Annotated in this window: 16 protein-coding genes and 1 pseudogene; 11 read left to right on the top strand and 6 right to left on the bottom strand. The window is 70.6% G+C overall.

All coding sequences use genetic code 11. The annotated features are described in order from the left end of the window. Positions 1-81: 81 nt before the first annotated feature. A complete protein-coding gene (locus LX16_RS25995; RefSeq protein WP_147144624.1) occupies positions 82-906 on the bottom strand; it encodes an undecaprenyl-diphosphate phosphatase in 825 nt (274 codons plus the stop codon). After that, a complete protein-coding gene (locus tag LX16_RS25990; protein WP_147144623.1) occupies positions 906-1,961 on the bottom strand; it encodes an LLM class F420-dependent oxidoreductase in 1,056 nt (351 codons plus the stop codon). The genes LX16_RS25995 and LX16_RS25990 overlap by 1 nt, the downstream gene beginning before the upstream one ends. Before the next feature lie 204 nt (positions 1,962-2,165). On the opposite strand from LX16_RS25990, the gene LX16_RS25985 reads away from it, so the two are divergent. The 4 genes from LX16_RS25985 to LX16_RS25970 all read left to right on the top strand — a co-directional run bounded on the left by LX16_RS25985 (position 2,166) and on the right by LX16_RS25970 (position 7,831). Continuing rightward, on the top strand, positions 2,166-3,140 hold the full coding sequence (locus LX16_RS25985) for an aldo/keto reductase (RefSeq protein ID WP_147144622.1): 975 nt from the start codon (positions 2,166-2,168) through the stop codon (positions 3,138-3,140). Positions 3,141-3,303: 163 nt separating this feature from the next. Continuing rightward, a complete protein-coding gene (locus LX16_RS25980; RefSeq protein WP_147144621.1) occupies positions 3,304-4,167 on the top strand; it encodes an SGNH/GDSL hydrolase family protein in 864 nt (287 codons plus the stop codon). A 206-nt stretch (positions 4,168-4,373) separates the two neighbouring features. Beyond that, complete coding sequence (locus LX16_RS25975) at positions 4,374-6,095, top strand: ABC transporter ATP-binding protein (protein ID WP_147144620.1); 1,722 nt, start codon at positions 4,374-4,376, stop codon at positions 6,093-6,095. Beyond that, positions 6,092-7,831 (top strand): ABC transporter ATP-binding protein, encoded by a 1,740-nt coding sequence (locus LX16_RS25970; protein ID WP_147144619.1) that lies wholly within the window; start codon positions 6,092-6,094, stop codon positions 7,829-7,831. The genes LX16_RS25975 and LX16_RS25970 overlap by 4 nt, the downstream gene beginning before the upstream one ends. A 55-nt stretch (positions 7,832-7,886) precedes the next feature. Here LX16_RS25970 and LX16_RS25965 read toward each other — a convergent pair whose 3' ends face one another. Continuing rightward, positions 7,887-8,597, bottom strand: a complete 711-nt coding sequence (locus LX16_RS25965; protein ID WP_147144618.1) for a hypothetical protein — start codon at positions 8,595-8,597, stop codon at positions 7,887-7,889. A gap of 195 nt (positions 8,598-8,792) precedes the next feature. On the opposite strand from LX16_RS25965, the gene LX16_RS25960 reads away from it, so the two are divergent. Continuing rightward, positions 8,793-10,295, top strand: coding sequence for a serine/threonine-protein kinase (locus LX16_RS25960; protein WP_147144617.1), 1,503 nt, complete (start codon positions 8,793-8,795; stop codon positions 10,293-10,295). A gap of 40 nt (positions 10,296-10,335) precedes the next feature. On the opposite strand, the gene hrpA is transcribed toward LX16_RS25960, so the two are convergent. After that, positions 10,336-14,223 carry an ATP-dependent RNA helicase HrpA gene (gene hrpA, locus LX16_RS25955; RefSeq protein WP_147144616.1) on the bottom strand — a complete coding sequence of 1,296 codons (3,888 nt, stop codon included), beginning with the start codon at positions 14,221-14,223 and terminating at the stop codon, positions 10,336-10,338. Positions 14,224-14,589: 366 nt separating this feature from the next. Here hrpA and LX16_RS25950 point away from each other — a divergent pair, with 366 nt between their 5' ends. From LX16_RS25950 to LX16_RS25935, 4 genes are all read left to right on the top strand, one after another. Continuing rightward, on the top strand, positions 14,590-14,817 hold the full coding sequence (locus LX16_RS25950; RefSeq protein ID WP_147144615.1) for a hypothetical protein: 228 nt from the start codon (positions 14,590-14,592) through the stop codon (positions 14,815-14,817). Positions 14,818-14,875: 58 nt separating this feature from the next. Beyond that, positions 14,876-15,715, top strand: coding sequence for an aldo/keto reductase (locus LX16_RS25945; RefSeq protein ID WP_147144614.1), 840 nt, complete (start codon positions 14,876-14,878; stop codon positions 15,713-15,715). A gap of 95 nt (positions 15,716-15,810) precedes the next feature. Further along, positions 15,811-16,380: a DUF7144 family membrane protein gene (locus LX16_RS27330; RefSeq protein ID WP_211354785.1), complete on the top strand. Its 570-nt coding sequence runs from the start codon at positions 15,811-15,813 to the stop codon at positions 16,378-16,380. 88 nt (positions 16,381-16,468) lie between these two features. Beyond that, complete coding sequence (locus tag LX16_RS25935) at positions 16,469-17,077, top strand: hypothetical protein (RefSeq protein WP_158645750.1); 609 nt, start codon at positions 16,469-16,471, stop codon at positions 17,075-17,077. Positions 17,078-17,088: 11 nt separating this feature from the next. Here LX16_RS25935 and LX16_RS25930 read toward each other — a convergent pair whose 3' ends face one another. Beyond that, positions 17,089-17,955 carry an alpha/beta fold hydrolase gene (locus tag LX16_RS25930; RefSeq protein ID WP_158645749.1) on the bottom strand — a complete coding sequence of 289 codons (867 nt, stop codon included), beginning with the start codon at positions 17,953-17,955 and terminating at the stop codon, positions 17,089-17,091. 260 nt (positions 17,956-18,215) lie between these two features. Here LX16_RS25930 and LX16_RS26820 point away from each other — a divergent pair, with 260 nt between their 5' ends. Both LX16_RS26820 and LX16_RS25925 read left to right on the top strand, forming a co-directional pair. Then, positions 18,216-18,371: a hypothetical protein gene (locus tag LX16_RS26820; RefSeq protein ID WP_158645748.1), complete on the top strand. Its 156-nt coding sequence runs from the start codon at positions 18,216-18,218 to the stop codon at positions 18,369-18,371. 100 nt (positions 18,372-18,471) lie between these two features. After that, positions 18,472-18,591 (top strand): annotated as a pseudogene (locus LX16_RS25925) (GNAT family N-acetyltransferase); the annotation flags it as partial. A 3-nt stretch (positions 18,592-18,594) separates the two neighbouring features. On the opposite strand, the gene LX16_RS28350 reads toward LX16_RS25925, so the two are convergent. Then, positions 18,595-18,689, bottom strand: a 95-nt coding sequence (locus LX16_RS28350) for a hypothetical protein (RefSeq protein ID WP_211354793.1), incomplete at its 5' end; no start/stop codon positions are given.

Below are 18,689 nucleotides of genomic sequence, written 5' to 3'. Positions count from 1 at the left end.
GGCCCCGACGGCGACGATCGGATCACCACGTGCCCTGGATCTCACCCGCTCCGGCGGTCGCGAGCGGGAGGCCGCCGCGGGTCAGGTCGCCTGCACCAGACCGGTTCCGAGCAGGATCATCAGGACGACACCGAACCCGATGCGGTACCACACGAACGGCATGAGGCTGCTTCGCGAGACGAACTTCAGCAGCCACGCCACCGCCGCGTAGGCGACACCGGCGCTGACCACCATGCCGACGATCACCGGTACCGCGCCGACGTCCTGGTTGAACGCCTCCGCGCCCTCCAGGACACCCGCACCGGTCAGCGCCGGGATGCCCAGGAAGAACGCCAGGCGGGTCGCCGAGACCCTGTCCAGGTCGCGCAGCATGCCCGCCGACATCGAGGCACCCGAGCGCGAGACGCCCGGGAACAGGGCCACGCACTGCAGGATGCCGACGAACAACGCGTCCTTCAGGTTGATCTGCGCCTCGCCGCGCTGGTTGGTCGCCGCGTACTCGGCGAACCACAGCACGAAGCTCCAACCGATCATGCCGAACGCCACGAACCAGAGGTTGAACAGCGAGTCGATCGAGTCCTCAAGGAACAGGCCCGCCAACACGATCGGCACCGAGCCGATGATGACGTACCAACCGAACCGGTACTCGAAGGCCGACCGGTGACGCGCCGAGAACAGTCCCCGGAAGAACCCGGCGGTGATGCGCCAGATGTCCTTGGCGAAGTAGATCAGCAGGGCCACGACGGCGGCGGTCTGGATGATCGCGTTGAACCCGATGACGGCGGAGGAGTCGGCGTCCAGACCGATCCACTGGCTGACCACCGTGAGGTGCCCGGTCGAGGAGACCGGAAGGAACTCCGTGAGGCCCTCCACGATCCCGAGGACGACGGCTTGCCAGATCTCCACTACTCCGCCGCCCCGGACGACTCGGCCGCCTCGGCCACCGCGCGCAGCGTCGCCAGGCGCGACTCGACGTCGGGTGCGAACGTGGTCACCGACAGGGTCGTCACCCCCGCCTCGGCGAACGCGGTCAACCGGTCGGCGATCCGGTCGGGGGGACCCAGCAACGACGTCCGGTCGATGAACTCGAACGGGACGGCCGCCGCGGCCTCCCGGTGCTTCTTGGCCAGGTACAGCTCCTGCACCTGCGCGGCGGCGTCACCGAAGCCCATCCGGGTCGCCAACTGGTTGTAGAAGTTCTGCTTGCGGCTGCCCATTCCTCCGATGTAGAGCGCGCAGTAGGCGCGGACCGCGTCGGCGCACGCCTCCAGGTCGGCGCCCACGACGACCGGCACGGTGGGCACCACGTCGAAACCGGCCAGTCCGGGCTTGCCCGCCTTCTCCGCTCCCCGGGCGACGCAGGCGAGCTGGTCGGCCGCGTACTCGGGCGCGAAGAACACGCCCAGCCAGCCGTCGGCGATCTCTCCGGCGAGCTCCAGGTTCTTGGGGCCGATCACCGCGAGGTACAGCGGGATGTCGGACCGCGACGGGCGCATCGCCAACCGAAGCGGCTTTCCGGGGCCGTCGGGCAGCGGCAGCGTGATGTGCTCACCGGACAGGCTCACCGGTCCGCCGCCGAGGACCTGACGGACCACGTCGACGTACTCCCGGGTCCGGCCCAGCGGCTTGGCGAACGGCACGCCGTACCAGCCCTCCGACACCTGCGGCCCGGAGACGCCCAGGCCGAGACGGAACCGGCCGCCCGACAGGGTGTCCAGGCTCGCCGCGGTCATCGCGGTCATGGTCGCGGCACGCGCGGGGATCTGCATGACCGCCGCACCCACGTCGATGCGCTCGGTGTGAGCGGCCAGCCAGGTGAGCATGGTGACCGAGTCGGAACCGTAAGCCTCGGCGGCCCACACCACCGAGTAACCGAGCCGCTCGGCCTCCCGGGCGGCGGCCAGGTGGGATTGCGGATCGGCTCCGCTCCCCCAGTATCCGAGGCTCAGTCCCAAGCGCATTGTGGTCTCCGATCGGTCGCCGTGTTCCGCCTGTCAGATCGCCGCGCCCGGCGGCGGGGCGGGCCGAACCAGCCTAGCGGCCCACCTCCGCGCCACCACAGCAGACGCGGCCCTCCGCGCGGGCGCGGGGAGTCGCCGACTGACCCGGAGTGACGACGGTGTGCGCTGGCCACCGACCGCCGCCGCCCGGTAGGTTCAGTGCTTGTGGAGCAGCGACCGTTGGGCCTGAGCGGCTTTGAAGTGTCCCGGTTGGGGCTGGGGACGATGACGTGGGGAGTCGGCAGCGACTTCGACGTCGACGACGCGGCGGCGCAGCTCACCACGTTCACCGAGGCCGGCGGCACCCTCGTCGACACCGCCGACATCTACGGGCAGGGGGCCGCGGAGACGGTACTGGGGGAACTGCTGGACAAGGTGGTGCCGCGAAGCGAGGTCCACCTCTCCACCAAGTCCGGTGTGGTGGCCCGGGAACCCCGGCACCGCAACACCTCCAGGGGACATCTGCTGCGGGCGCTGGACGCGTCGCTGCAACGTCTGGGCACCGATCACGTCGACCTGTGGCAACTGCACGTCCACGACCCGGACACCCCGATGGAGGAGACACTGGCCACCCTGGACCACGCGGTGGCGTCCGGCCGGGCGCGGTACGTGGGTCTGTCCAATCACACCGGTTGGCAGACCGGCCGGGCCGTCGCCTGGCAGCGGGCGTGGCCGGGCCGGGTGCCCATCACCGCCAACCAGGTGGAGTATTCGCTGGTGCAGCGGGGGATCGAACGCGAGGTGTTGCCGGCCTGCCTCGCGATGGACGTGGGCGTCCTGGCCTGGTCGCCGCTGGGTCGTGGGGTCCTGACCGGGAAGTACCGCTACGGACGACCCTCCGACTCGCGCGCGTCGTCGCCGCAGTGGGGGCGCTTCGTATCGTCCTATCTGGATGACCGCTGTGCCGGGATCGTCGAGGCGGTCGCCACCGCCGCGGACGGCCTGGGGGTGACCCCCCTGGAGGTGGCGCTGTCGTGGGTGCGCGACCAGCCGGGGGTGACCTCGGCCGTCGTGGGCGCCCGCAACGCCGCCCAGTTGCGCGGCGCGCTGGCCGCCGAGGCGGTGTTCCTGCCGCCGGAGATCCGGCTGGCACTGGCCGACGTGTCGGCGCCGGAACTGGGTTACCCCGAGAACCACTGACACGCCGGGACAACCGCGCGCCACGGCGTGGCTCCACCGTAGAGCGCGCCGGTCACGGGACAATCCGATGGTCCGCGCACCGACGTCATAGACGACATGTCTCGATGTCCCCATGACTTTGACCTCGGTCGCCCTTCCCGTGAGCCAAGGAGTGTGCTCCCCGATGTCCCCACGTCTTCGCGGCCTCGTCGCCGCACTCACAGTCGCCGCCATGTCACTGCCGGTGTCCGCCGGCACGGCCCACGCCGCCGATCCGTCCCGTTACGTCGCGCTCGGAGACTCCTTCGTGGCCGGACCGGTCATCCCCGACCAGGGCGGTTCACCGCTGGGATGCCTACGGTCGGACCGCAACTACCCGTCGCTGCTGGCGGAACGGGTCGGCGCCGGCGAGTTCGTCGACGTCTCCTGCACCGGCGCCCAGACCGAGGACATGTTCGCGCCGCAGACCACCACGCTCGGCACCAACCCCGCCCAGCTCGACGCGGTCACCGCCGACACCACCCTGGTGACGGTCGGGATCGGCGGCAACGACGTCGGCTTCGCGGACATCATGATCAACTGCATCAAGAAGGGCGCCCTCAATCCGCTCGGCAACCCCTGCGAGCGGCAGTACACCGGCACCGGAGTGGACGAGCTGCGGCAGCGCATCGCCGACACCGCCGACGACATCGCCGCGGTCTTCGCCGCGATACGCGAACGCGCCCCGGGCGCGACGGTGCTGGCGGTCGGTTACCCGGCCATCCTTCCGGAGTCCCGGGGCTGCTGGCCGAAGGTGACGCTCGCGCGCGGGGACGTCGCCTACCTCGACGGCGTCGAACAGGCGCTCAACACCACGATCGCCGACCTCGCGGCCGACCACGGCGTCCAGTACGTCGACGTCTTCACCCGAGGGCACGACGTGTGCCAGGACGAGGACGTCCGCTGGATCGAGGGCGTCGTACCCACCCAACCCGCCGCGCCGATCCACCCCAACGCCAAGGGGATGGCCGCGGTGGCGGGCATGGTCTCGGCACACCTCGACAGCTGACCACCGACGTGGCGCCGCCCGGAACACCCACGTCCTCCGGGCGGCGCCGCGACGGCTCGCCGGCACCGTGTTCCCCCACGTCGGACGTGATCCGGCGGACACTCCGGACCGTCGCGCGCGCACGCGCCACGGGGAGAGCAAGGCCATACGTAAATCGCTTGCCGCCGGGGTTCGCGGCTCCGTAGCGTCAAACCGCTATGCGCCTGATGAAACCACTCCCCCTGCCCGATCCGGGCGAACCCGACACCCGGTCACCGGTGCGGTTCCTACTGTGGCTGCTGAGCCGTCAGTGGCGCACCCTCGTCGTCGCCGGCTTCTTCGGCACCGCGTGGATGGCGTGCATCGGCGCCCTTCCCGGCGCCATCGGTCAGGGCATCGACGCGGGCGTCGCCGCCCGTGACACCGACGCCCTCCTGTTGTGGGCCGGGATCATCTTCGTACTCGCCGCCGCCATGGCGCTGCTCGGCATGATCCGGCACCAGATGGCCGTCTACAACTTCCTCGTCGGCGCATACCGCACGGTGCAGTTGACGACGCGGCACGCCACCCGCGTCGGCGGGGTGCTGCCCCGCCGGATCTCCACCGGCGAGGTCGTGTCGGTGGGAAGCGCCGACCCGGTGACGATCGGCACCGCCCTGGACGTGCTGGGTCGGGCGACCGGCGCGGTCGTGACCTTCGTGGCCGTGGCGATGGTGCTGCTGAACATCTCGCCGCTGCTGGGAGCGGTGATCCTCATCGGCCTGCCCCTCCAGGCGCTGGTGGTGGGGCCGTTGTTGAAACCGCTGCAGACCCGCGAGCACACCTACCGGGAGGAACAGGGCGTCCTGACCTCCCGCGCCAACGACATCGTCGCCGGGCTGCGCGTCCTGCGCGGTATCGGCGGTGAACAGCTGTTCGCCGAGCAGTACACCAGGCAGTCCGGTGAGGTCCGCGACTCCGGCATCCGGGTCGCCGTCTCCAGCGCGGTGATGAAGAGTCTCCAGATGTTGCTTCCGGGCCTGCTTCTGGTGGCGGTCACCTGGATCGGGGCCCGGCTCACCGTCGCCGGCGACATCACGGCCGGTGAACTCGTCGCCGTCTTCGGGTACACGTCGTTCCTCATCATGCCGATGAGCACCTTCCTGGAGACGGCACGCAAGTACACCTCCGCGCACGCCTCCGCCCGCCGGATCGTGGCCCTGTTGCGGGTGACCCCCGCGGTCGCCGACACCGGCACCACCGCCGCACCCGACCCGATCTCCGAACTCGCCGACCCGGAGTCCGGGCTGGTACTGCGACCGGGGCACTTCACCGCGTTGGCGTGCGCCGACCCCGGCGACGCCGTCGCGATCGCCGACCGGCTCGGCCGTTACGTCGACTCGGCGGCCACCGCCGACGGCATCCCGTTGACCGAACTGCGACTGGCCGACGTGCGGCGTGACGTCCTGGTGGCCGACAACGAGGCGTACTTCTTCTCGGGGCCGTTGCGAGAACAGCTCGACCTGTCCGGTCGCGCCGACGAGGCGCACGTCATGGCGGCCGTCGACACGGCGGTGGCGGGAGACGCCGTCGACAGTCTCGGGGGTCTCGACGGCGAGCTGGAACCCGACGGCCGCAACGTGTCGGGCGGGCAACGGCAGCGGCTCCGGCTGGCACGCGCGCTGCTCGTCGACCCGCCGATCCTGATCCTCGTGGAACCGACGTCGGCCGTGGACGCCCACACCGAGGCGTTGATCGCGCACCGGCTGCGCGCCCACCGGGCGGGCCGCACCACCCTGGTGGCCACCACGTCACCGCTGATGCTGGAACAGGCCGACGAGGTGTGCTTCGTGGCCGACGGAGAGGTGTGCGCGACCGGTCCGCACCGCGACCTGCTCCGCACCGAACCGCGATACCGCGCAGTCGTCGCCCGTGAGACCGAGACCAGCGAAGCGGAGGTGTCGGTGTGAAGACCGGACTGCCGGTGGCCGAGACGGCCGAGACACTGCGGCACGTGGGGCGCCTGGCCCGTGAACACCGTGGCCAGTTGACGTGGACCGTCGTGCTCTACGCCTGCGCCTCCGCGGCCGGTCTCGGGGCGCCGTGGTTGCTGGGGATGCTCATCGACAAGGTCACGGCGGGCGACGGCGGGGTCGACTCCATCGCCTTCGCCGTGGCCGGATTCGTCGTGGCGCAGTCCGTGTTCGCGGGCCTGTCCCACTTCGTGTCGGGCCGGTTCGGCGAGACCATCATGGCGCGGATGCGCGAGGACTTCGTCAAACGGGCGCTGGCACTGCCGCTGAAGACGGTGGAACGCGCGGGTACCGGCGACCTGATGACCCGCAGTTCACGCGACGTGTCGCAACTGGGCCGGGTGCTGCGGTATGCCGCGCCCGAGAGCCTCGTCCACCTGGTGAGCCTGGTGTTCATCATGGTCGCGCTGGTACTGGTGAGCCCGATCCTGGCCGTGGTCGCGCTGGCCGTGACGGTTCCGGTGCTGTGGGGGCCGGTGCGGTGGTACCTGCGTCGCGCCCGCCCGGCGTACCTGGCCGAGAGCGCCACCTACAGCGAGATCAACGAGGAACTGGCCGCGACGGTGGACGGCGCCCGCACGATCGAGGCGCTGCGGTTGGCGCACGACCGGATCAGCCGGGGCGACCGGCGCATCGCCGCGTCCTACCGGGCGGAGCGGCGCACCCTGTTCCTGCGGAACGTGCTGATGCCGTCCCTCGACTTCGGCGTGACGCTTCCGGTGGCGGCGGTCCTGCTCACGGGTGGCCTGATGTACGGGGCCGACATGATCTCGCTGGGCATGGTGACGGCGGCGGTCCTGTACGCCAATCAGGCGGGCGAACCGATGTTCATGCTGCTGGCGCTCCTGGACGAGCTCCAGACCGGAGAGGCGTCCATGGGCCGCATCATCGGGGTCGGTCCCACGCGCGACGAGGAGACCGCCGGTCGGTCCACCGCTCCCCGGCACGGCCCGGCCGTGCGCGCCGAACGGGTCCGGTACGCCTACACCGACGGGCACGACGTGCTGCACGACGTGGACCTGACGGTCACCCGGGGTGAACGGCTCGCCATCGTCGGCCCGTCCGGGGCGGGGAAGTCGACGCTGGGACGGCTCATCGCCGGGATCGACAATCCCGGCCACGGCAGCATCACCCTCAACGGACGGGCCGTGGCGGACCTGACGCTCGACGAGCTGCGCGACGAGGTGCTGCTGGTCACCCAGGAGCATCACGTGTTCATCGGCACGGTCCGCGACAACCTGGCGCTGGCGGACCCGTCCGCCGACGACGCGCGGATCACCGCGGCGCTGGCCGCCGTCGACGCCGCCGACTGGGTCGCGGAACTCCCCGACGGACTGGACACCAGGGTGGGTTCCGGTGAGAGGTCGCTGGAGCCGTCGCAGGCCCAGCAGATCGCGCTGGCGCGCCTGGTGCTGGCCGACCCGAAGGTGTTGGTGCTGGACGAGGCGACCTCGCTGCTGGACCCGCGTGCCGCCCGGCACCTGGAGCGCCACCTCGCGGCGGTGCTGGCGGGGCGGACCGTCATCGCGATCGCCCACCGGCTCCACACCGCGCACGACGCGGACCGGATCGCGGTCGTGCAGGCCGGCCGCATCGCGGAACTGGGTCCGCACGACGACCTGGTCGCCGCGGACGGGCACTACGCCCACCTGTGGCGTTCCTGGCAGGGCTGAGACGGGGTGGCCGCCGCACGCCGGCGGCCGACCCTCCGGGCTCTGGTACGGCGGGTCAGACCACCGAGGGCCGGTACAGGCTGGACCACAGGACGTGGCCCTGAGCGGCGAACCGCGTGACGAGTTCCGTACGGGCCGAGCCGTCACCACGGCCGCCCTCGATGCAGAACGCCGCCTCGGCCGCCGTCAGCAGTTTGATGTTGACGAGCCGGATCGACGACAGCGGGCCGTCGACGGAGTCCGGGATCTCCGGCCCGGTGAGGCCGAGCATCACCACGAGACTCCCGGCCTCGTCCATGTACTTCGCGCCGTGCTCGCCGGGTAGTTGCGCGTTGGGGAACCCGACCGTCAGTGTGCCGTTCTCCGCGAGCATCCTGGCGAAGGAGGGGCCGTTGCCCGCCACGATCTGGGAGGTGGCCATCACGACCCTGCCCAGCCATTCACCGGCGAGTCCCGTGGTACCGGTGTCCTCGAAGGTGTCGGCGGTCATCGCGTAGACCTCGGCGCCGAAGCCGTTGGAGGGCGGCGCGTCGTCCCACTCGATGGGGTCGGCGAGCCCGTCGCTGGCCAGCAGCAGGCCGCCTCCTCCGTCGCGGCGCACGATGACGTGCGCCTGGCGGGTGGCGGGCCAGGAGGGGCCACCCATGAACGACGGGTTGACGAGGTGCCCGATCACGTGCTCGTCGACCTCGCCCCACATCTCCCACGCGTCTCGGAGCGCCCGATGCGTCGCCGGCCCATGCACGTCGTAGACGTCTTCTGTCACGCGGCAACAATAGTCGCGGGCGCAACGAGAGCTCGCTCACCCGGTGTCCCACCCGACCGGCGGGAACACGTCCCGGTCCCGTGTGCGCCACCGCATCGCCGACTCCGACGTCGTCCACGCGGGCACCGGAACGCGGGTCGGCCTCGACGGACATGACATAATCGGACGTCGATCTACTTCCGGGGGAGGAGCACGATGCGCGTCGGACAGCTGCTCGGCGGTCGCTACCGACTGGACGACCGGGTGGACTCCGGTGGCATGGGCACCGTCTGGCGGGGCACCGACACGCGCCTCAACCGGACGGTCGCCGTCAAGGTCCTCCACGCCGGCCTGTCGAACGACGAGATGTTCCGGCGGCGTTTCGAGGTGGAGGCGCGTGCGGTGGCGGCGCTCGCCGCCCCGGGCATCGTCAACATCTACGACTACGGCGAGGACTCCACGCCCGAGGGCTCGCTGTGTTACCTGATCATGGAGTTCGTCGAGGGCCGCTCGCTGTCGTCGCTGTTGTCGGAGCTCGGCCGGATCGACCAGACCGAGCTGCTGCGCATCCTGGCCGAGGCCGCCGAGGCGCTGCACTCGGCACACCAGGCCGGGATCATCCACCGGGACGTCAAGCCCGCCAACATCCTCATCACACGACGGGGCGGCAAGCCCAAGATCGTCGACTTCGGGATCGCACGCGCCAACGGCGAGGCCGGACTGACCAGCACCGGCATGATCATGGGCACCACCGCCTACGTGTCACCCGAGCAGCTGCACGGTCAGCCGTTGACCGGCGCCTCGGACGTGTACTCGCTGGGGATCGTCGCCTACGAATGCCTGTCGGGCCGCAAACCGTTCACCGGTGACACGCCCGCCGCCATCATCGCCGGTCACATCGGCCACCAGCCGCCGCCGTTGCCGAACGACGTCCCACCACCCGTCGCCGATCTCGTCATGCGGGCACTGGCGAAGAACCCCGCCGACCGGTTCCCGTCCGCCGAGGCGTTCGCCCAGGCGTGCCGGGACGCGGCGCAGGGCCGCGGCCCGTCCCACACCCGGACGATGGTCGCACCGATCGCACCGGCGTCCGCGACGCGCATGATGCCGCAGTCGCCGCCGCAGCACACCTCACCGCGTGGGGTGGCGCGGCCGATGGCACCACCACCGCCTCCCCGACACGACACCGGCGTCCACGCGGCCCGCCCGGCCGACACGGAGGAGGGCCGCCGGGGCGGGAAACTGGGTGCGGTGGCCGCCGTCGCGGTCGGCGTGGTCGCGGTCATGGTGGCGTTGCTGATCCTCCAGCCGTGGAACCCCGACACGCCGGAGGAGGCCGACGCCGACCCGGGTAGTGGGACGAGTACGTCCTCGTCCGAGTCGTCCCCGGAGTCCTCGCCGGACGGGGCCGAGGACGACACCCAGGACTCCGGTTCCGGTGGTGACCAGAGCGGGAACGATCAGGACCCGAGTCCGTCACCGGATCCGACCCCGATCCGGGTCCCGGACGTCCTGGAGGAGTCCGCCGCCGACGCCGAGGCCGAGTTGCGGGAAGAGGGGTTCACCAACATCCGTCCGGAGCCGCGGGGAACCGGCCAGTTCGAGTGCGGCGTCGTGGAACAGCGGCCCGCGCCCGACACCGAGGTGCCGGCCGACTCCGAGATCGTCATCGTGGTGGAGATGGCCGCCGACGAGGAGAGCTGCAGCGAGGTGCCCTGACGTTCCGGGTCCCCGCACCCACCGGGTCGGCACGGAACGGTCAGCGCAGCGCCTTGATCGCCGCGTGGATCCGCTTGTCGCTCACCGGATAACGGGTGCCCAACTCCTGAGCGAAGAGGCTCACGCGCAGTTCCTCGCACATCCAGCGCACCTCCTGCCCCTGCGGTGAGGCCGCCGCGGCGGGCATCGCCCGCGCGAACTCGTGGTAGGCGGCCTCCACCTCGTGGACCCTGGCCATCCGCACCGCGTCGGCGTCGCCGGCCTTGGGCAGCTTCTCGGCGCGCCGCTCGATCGCGGTCAGATACCGGACCAGGTCCGGGAGCCGCCACCATCCCGACGCGCTCACGAAACCGTTGAACACCAGTGCCGCCGCCTGCCGCTTCATGTCCTGCAACGCGGCCAGGTGCGCGAAGGCGAAACGACCGGACAGGGCACCGGACACCCTGCGCTCGGCGGTGAGGATCTCGGCGACCTTCTCGGCGACGCCCATCGTCGTGGGAGTCAACTCGGGGCGTACCGCCTGGCGGAGCCGCTGGAATCCCGCCTCCTCCCAGGACGCGCCCCCGTGGTCGATCATGAGCTTGTCGAGCGCGGTGCGCACGCAGTCGTCGAGCAGGGCCGGGACTCCGTCGTACGGGTTCGCGCCCAATGCGAGTTTGGTCGCGCTGGACAGTCCGGCGAGCATCGGCTTGACCGGTGACGGCAGGGTCAACCGGAGCAGCCGGCGCACGCCGTGCCACATGGCGAGCTGGGCGGAGGTCTCGGTGTCGTGCAGCCGGATCGCGACACTGTCGCCCTCGTCCACCAGCGCCGGGTACGCCTTGAGGCTGTATCCGGCGCGTTGCTGCTCCTGCAACCTGGGCAGGTCGCCGAAGGTCCAGTCGGTGAGCCCGGACCGCTCGATGCCAGGCACCGTCTCGGCCAGCACCTCCCGGGCCTGCGGCCTGAGCTGCCGTTGCAGCGAGATCAGGTCCTTGCCCTCGGCCAGGACGGCACCGTCGGTGTCGTGGACGCGGAACGTCATGAGCAGATGGCCGGGGATCTTCGACTCGTCCCACGCGTCGCGGGGGATCGTGACGCCCCGCATGTCACGCAGCCGCACCGAGAGGGTGTCCAGCAGTGAGCCGTCGCCGGGTGTCACGCCGTGCAGGGCCGCCTTGGCGTGGTCGGGAGCGGGGGCGAACGGCCGCCGCAACGCCTTGGGCAGCGACTTGATCCAGGCGGTCGCCAGTTCCTCCCGTAGTCCGGGGACCTGCCAGCCGAAGGCGTCGGCGTCGAGCCGCCCGAGGACGGGAAGCGGGATGTCCACGGTCACGCCGTCGGCGGCGGTTCCCGGTTCGAACTGGTAGGACAGTGGGAGCCGGACGCCGCCCGCCTCGAAGAAGTCCGGGTAGTCGGCCGCGTCGACGGTGTCGGCGGCCTCGTTGATCAACATGGACTTCTCGAGGTTCAACAGTTCCGGGTCGGCCTTGCGGGCCTTCTTCCACCAACTGTCGAAGTGGCGGCCGGAGACGACGTCGGCGGGGAGCCGTTCGTCGTAGAAGTCGTAGAGGGTCTGCTCGTCCACGAGGATGTCGCGGCGGCGTGCCCGGTGCTCGAGGTCCTCGACCTCTTCGAGGAGCCGCCGGTTCTGGGCGAAGAAGTCGTGGTGGGTGTCCCAGTCGCCTTCCACGAGGGCGCTGCGTATGAAGAGGTCGCGGCTGGTCGCCGGGTCGATGCGGCCGAAGTTGACCTTCCGCGCGGTCACGATGGGCAGGCCGTAGAGGCTGACCTTCTCCACGGCCATCACCGCGGCGCGCTTCTTCTCCCAGTGGGGTTCGGAGTAGTTGCGTTTGACGAGGTGCCCGGCCAACGGTTCGATCCATTCGGGTTCGATCCTGCCGTTCACGCGCGCCCACAGCCGGGACGTCTCGACCAGCTCGGCGGACATCACCCACCTGGGCTGCTTGCGACGCAGGCTGGAGCCCGGGAAGATGGCGAACCGGGCGTTGCGGGCACCCAGGTACTCGTTGGCCTCGGGGTCCTTCATGCCGATGTGTGACAACAGGCCCGCCAGCAGCGCGGTGTGGATCCGTTGCAGGTCGGGTTCGCCGGTGGTGGCGGCCGGCGGCACGATGTCGAGACCCTTGAGGACACTCTTGAGTTGGCCGTAGATGTCCTGCCACTCGCGGATCCGCATGAAGTGCAGGAACTCGGCCTTGCACATGCGGCGGAACGCGCTGGAGGACCGTTGCGCCTGTTCCTCGCGGAGGTGGTTCCACAGGTTGAGGTAGGCGAGGAAGTCCGACGCGGGGTCGTTGAACCGGGCGTGCCGGGCGTCGGCGGCCTGCTGGTTGTCGACGGGCCGCTCACGTGGGTCCTGAATCGACAGTGCGGAGGCGATCACCATCACCTCGTGGAGGCAGCCGTCCTCGTGGGCCTGCAGCACCATGCGGCCGAGCCGCGGATCGACGGGCAGCTGGGCGAGCTTGCGCCCGATGGGTGTGAGCCGGCGTTCGCCGTCGGCGTGGTCGTCGATCGCGCCCAGCTCGGTCAGCAGCGCGGTGCCGTCCTTGATGTTGCGGCGGTCCGGCGGATCGATGAACGGGAACTGTTCGATACGGCCGAGGCCGGCGGCGACCATCTGCAGGATGACGGACGCCAGGTTGGTGCGGAGGATCTCCGCGTCGGTGAACTCGGGCCGGGCGGCGAAGTCCTCCTCGGAGTACAGCCGGATGCAGATCCCGTCGCTGGTCCGTCCACATCGACCCTTGCGCTGGTTGGCCGACGCCTGGGACACCGGCTCGATCGGCAGACGTTGCACCTTGGTCCGGTTGCTGTACCGGGAGATGCGGGCGGTCCCGGGATCGATCACGTACTTGATTCCGGGCACCGTCAGCGAGGTCTCCGCGACGTTGGTCGCCAACACGATCCGGCGGCCGGTGTGCGGCGCGAACACCCTCTGTTGGTCCGCGGTGGACAGTCGGGCGTACAGCGGCAGCACCTCGGTGTGCCGGAACCGTTCCTTCTGCAGCGCCTCGGCGGTGTCGCGGATCTCCCGCTCCCCGGACAGGAACACCAGGATGTCCCCCGGGCCCTCGGCCATCAACTCCCTGGCGGCCTCGGTGATGGCGGTGATCTGGTCACGCACCTCGTCGGTCTCGTCGTCGGAGTCGTCGACCAGGGGCCGGTACCGCACCTCGACGGGATAGGTCCGGCCACTGACCTCCACGATCGGCGCGTCACCGAAGTGCCGCGAGAACCTCTCGGGGTCGATGGTGGCCGAGGTGATGACCACCTTCAGGTCCGGCCGCCGGGGCAGCAACTGCTTCAGGTACCCGAGCAGGAAGTCGATGTTGAGGCTGCGCTCGTGCGCCTCGTCGATGATGATCGTGTCGTAGCGGCGCAGCATCCGGTCGTGGTGGATCTCGGCGAGCAGGACGCCGTCGGTCATGACCTTGCAGAAGGTCCGTTCTCCGACGTGATCGGTGAACCGGACCTTCCAGCCGACCGCCTCGCCCAGCGGGGTCCGCAGCTCGTCGGCGATGCGCTGTGCCACCGTGCGCGCGGCGATCCGCCGGGGCTGGGTGTGCCCGATCATCCCCTGGACGCCGCGGCCCAGTTCGAGACAGATCTTCGGAAGCTGGGTGGTCTTCCCCGATCCCGTCTCCCCCGCGACGATGACCACCTGGTGGTCTCGAATCGCCTCGGCTATCTCGTCCTTGCGGCGGCTGACCGGGAGGTCCGCCGGGTAGTCGATCGCGGGAACGGCGGCCCGCCTGGCGGCCACCCGCTCCTCGGCGGCGGAGATCTCCTCCGCCAGCCTGTCGAGCCGGCCGGCGTCGCCGCGGGCCTGGTCGATCCGCCGCAGCAGGCGGCCCTGTTCACGCAGCAGCAACCCGCGCACCCGGGTGCGCAGGCGGGACGGGGTTACCAGATCAGCGCTCATGCCAACAGAGAAGGATACGCAGCGCCGCCGAGCCTCGCATCCGCGTTTAGGGCTCCTGAATCATCGAACTGTCCGGCTCGGAACGGCAAGGGCGGCGTCATCGGGCCCCCGCGTACGACACCGGTACGCGGAAGACCCTCCACCTCGCAATTCATCCACCTGATGCGTCCCTCCCCGATCAGACGCCGATGTTTCAGGAGGTCTGACTGCGGGCGCATCGGCCACTCGACCGACCCACCGGCCTCGGCCGAACGACGGATATCGCTGTCGCAAAGGTCACTGCGACTTGTCCGTTCCGGCCGACACCGGCAGGCTGGTTCATACGTCTTTCATACAGGACCGTGACCGGCGGTGACGTCGTCACGGATGTCGAGCCGAGCAGAGGGGGCGTGGGACATGGCGGTGTATCAGAGCAGGTTCGCGACGCGAGGCGTCACACCGTCCACCGGTGCGCGGTTCCGGTGGCTCAAACGGGCCGCGGCCGTCGGCGCGCTGGCGGCCGTGGCGGCCGCCGCGGTGTTCGGCCTGTGGCGCGCGACCGCCGGTATGCCCGAGCCGGTCGAGCTGCCCGGGGTCGTCACCTCGGTGCGGTGAACGTCACTCCCGTCCCGTTGGTGACGTGTCGCTCCCCTGCCCGAGGAGTCCGATACGCATGCCCACACCCACGTTCCGCGTCGGCGGAGAACACGAGGTCCGCCGACTGGGCTTCGGAGCGATGCACCTCCCCACGGGTCCCGCCGACCGCGACGAGTCCAGGGCGGTGGCCCGACGTGCCGTGGAACTCGGCGTCGAACTGATCGACACCGCGTACATGTACGGCGGCGGCGCGAACGAGGAACTGCTCGCCGAGGCGCTTCACCCCTACCCCGCGAACCTGCTCGTCACGACGAAGGTCGGCGTGGAGGGCTCCGGACCACCGGCGGACTGGCGCCTCGACGGCCGACCGCACGTCCTCCGCGCCCAGGTCGACAACGCGTTGCGGCGGCTGCGGGTCGAGCGGCTGGAGCTGCTGCAGTTGCACCGGGTCGACCCCGAGGTGCCGCTCGACGACCAGGTCGGCGCGCTGGCACTGCTGCGCGAGGACGGCAAGATCGGCCACATCGGGTTGTCCGAGGTGAGCGTGTCGGAGCTCTCGCGGGCACGGGCGATCACCCCGATAGCGTCCGTGCAGAACCGGTACCACCTCTTCGACCGCGAGCACGAACCGGTGCTGGCGGCGTGCGAGGCCGCGGACATCGCCTTCCTGCCGTGGCGGCCGATAGCCCACGGCAAGGCCGGTGCCGATCCCGACGTGACCGCCGTCGCCGCCGAGCTCGGTGCCACCCCGACACAGGTGTGCCTGGCGTGGCTCCTGGCGAGGTCACCGGTGGTCCTGCCGATCCCGGGAACCGCGCGCCGTGCGCATCTGGAGGAGAACGTGGCCGCGGCACGGTTCGGTCTCACCACCGCGCAGTTCGATCGGCTCGACCGGCTCGGCCGTCCCACGGTCTGACCGTCCGATGGGCGGCTGCCCGAATCGGCTCCCGCCCACCGCCGAGCCCACTATCCTGGCGTTACCCCCCTGGTCGGCCACGAGGGGAGAGCATCATGGCTCGAAACGCCGCCCGGGACGCCTGGGCGATCGGCGGCACCATGTTCGCCGCCACCGCGCTGCTGGTGATCGGACTGTTCCAGATCACCATGGGCATCGCGGCGATCGCGGAGGACACGGTGTTCGTCACCACGCCGGAGTACACCTTCGGGCTCGACACCACCTGGTGGGGCTGGATCCACACGGTGCTCGGCGTGCTGATCCTGTTGACCGGCCTCTACCTGTACAGCCGTTCCATGGTCGCGAGGGCCATCGGTATCGCGTTGGCCGTGGTCTCGGCGGTGGGGAACTTCCTGTTCATCCCGTACTATCCACTCTGGTCGATAGTGATCGTCGCGCTGGACGTGTTCGTGATCTGGGCACTCGTCAACGTCCCGTCTCCGAGTGACGACCCGGGTCCGGCGGTACGGTACGGCGAGGCGCGCACCGAGGGTTCCGAACCGGGCGACCGTTCGGCGGGAGAGTTCCCACAGGTGAACCCGACCGGGCGCGGCCGGGCGTCGGATGTCCGCGAGGACACGGTCTCGGACACGCGTTCCGAGGTCCGCGGCCGCACCGAACGCTGACCCACCGGGTGACGCTATGTTGTCACCCATGGCATATCCACCACCGACGGGCGGTCATCCACCATCGCGCCACCACGGACCGCCACCGGTGCCACCGCAGCACTACGGGACGCCGCCGCCCGGCGGGTTCCCTCCGCCGCAGGCCGAGGGTTTCCTGTCGGGCGTTCCCGCTCCCGTGTACCCGCCCCCGCCGGGCGTCGCACCGTCCCCCGTCTCGCACAGTCCCGTACCGGTGTACCTGTCGGCCGGTCTGTTCATCGTCGCGGCGGTCCTGTCGTACGTGGTGGCCTTCGCCAACTGGGACGGCACCGGCGGTGACCCGTTGTCACTGGCCGCCGTCATCGGGATGGTGTTCACGTTCCAGTTCACCGGAAACATCGACTTCGCGATCAGCGCGACCCTGACGGTCGCCACCACCGTGCTCGCCTTCGCCTTCGTCATGCTGTTCAGGCTGAACTTCGCCCGTTTCGTGCTGGGCGTCGTCGGCCTGCTCGTCGCGCTCTACTACGGCTACGCGCTGGTGTACATCATGTCGTTCGGGTTCTTCGCGGGCCCTGTCCTGATGAGTGGTGTCGCGTTCCTGCTCTGGCTGGTCGCCGCCGTCATGGCGTTCCTCCCCGCCACCGGACGCGGCATGCGGCGCCGTTCCGTTCCGTCGGCTCCGGCCCATCCGCCGTGGCAGCAGCCGCCCCGCTGAACCCCGGTACCTCAGCGCTCGGCGAGTTCGGCCACCATCGCGACGACCTCCTCGGGACGTTCCTCCACCAGCAGGTGACCGGCCTCCGGTATCACCCGCAGCGACGTGTCCAGGCGCCGCCGCACCGCCGGCTCCAGGACCCGGGGCGGCAGGAACCGGTCGTGTTCACCGGTCGCCACGATCAACGGGGCCGCACCGCAGGCCCGTAGGACGGCGGCCGGTTGTGGTGGCGGAGCCAGGCTCGACCGGCACAGTTTCGCCACCAGGCCGAGCCATTCGACGGTGTCGGTCTCCGGTGCCGTGCCCGGTGCCGTGAACAGTTCGAGCAGGCGGCGACTGCGCTCCCACGTGGGCGCGAGCAGCCAGGCCGTGGAACGGCGCAGCATCACCGGGTCCATGCGCAGTCGCGTGATCCCGGCGGGTGAGCACAGCAGTCGGGCGGCGATGCGGTCGGACCGGGCGGACGCCGCCACCGCCGCTCCGAGGGAGTGGCCGACCACGACGACGTCACGGGCGTCGATCGCCTCCAGCGCGGCGGTAAGGATCCGGCCGTACCAGCCGTCGTGCGGCGTCCGGGGGCGATGCGGGTCCGACAAGCCCGGTTGGCCCGGCAGGTCGACGACCACGGTCCTCCAGTGGGCGCCCAGCGCGGCGGCGATCGTGCGGCTGGTGGCGGCGTTGAAGTTGGTGCCCGGCACCAGGACCACCCTCGTGGGACCGCTGCCGACGCAGGTGAGGTGGACCGTCGCGTCCTCGCAGCTCACCCTGCGCGTGCCGTGGTCGGTACGCCACTCACGCAGCCGGGTGTCGCACCAACGGCGAATGGTGTCTCCGGCGTCGCCGCCTCGATAGACGGAGCGCCGGTCGGTCGGGTTCACCGGAGCGCCCCGGAACGGACGCGGGCACGTGAAGGGGATGTCGGTGACACGGGTACGACCTCACTGGTACGGCGACTATGACGACGCCGACCAGGCTTCCCGGCACACCGACGGTGAGCATACCCGGGACCGCGCCGGGACCGCCATGCCGTTACCCGCCCGGGCCGCGACGGCGACGCGGCGTCGCCCGATCCGGTTGCCGGCCTTGGGTTCCCGAGGTCGGCGGCATGAGGGTCGATTCAGGGCGGTAGCCTGACCGCATGTGCTACAGGTGCCTGACGACGGTCAACGGTGAGGGAACGCCACAGATCATCCGGCCGCGGCGTGACGTGTCGGCGGACCGTGAGAGCCGAGAACTGCTGCGCAGGCTCGGGCTGTTCACCGCCCGGGAACAGGCGCGGCGAGACTGCCGCTGACTCCCGGCGAACCCCGCCACCGGCTCGGCCGGAGCGGCCCACGGTGCGGGACTCGATGCCGCCCCGCCGACGTGGCGGAACCGTGAACGCCGAGAACTGGGACGCCGACCCGGGCGCGGAACCGTTCTACCGGCGCATGGGCGCGGTCCGCATCGGTGAGGCGCCGAGCGGTTCCGTTCCCGGACGGGTCCTTCCCCGGATGACGGTCCGTCTCGTTTGACGGTCAGGGTGTGATGTTTCCGCCCCAGTTGTCGTGGTGTGGGGTGTGGTGGCCGTCGTCGATCCAGTGGTGGGCGAGGGTGCCGTTGGTGGTGCGGT

It is taken from the genome of Stackebrandtia albiflava, assembly GCF_007994225.1.
In the GTDB taxonomy this organism is placed as follows: domain Bacteria; phylum Actinomycetota; class Actinomycetes; order Mycobacteriales; family Micromonosporaceae; genus Stackebrandtia; species Stackebrandtia albiflava.
This window is presented reverse-complemented; position numbering and strand designations above follow the sequence as displayed.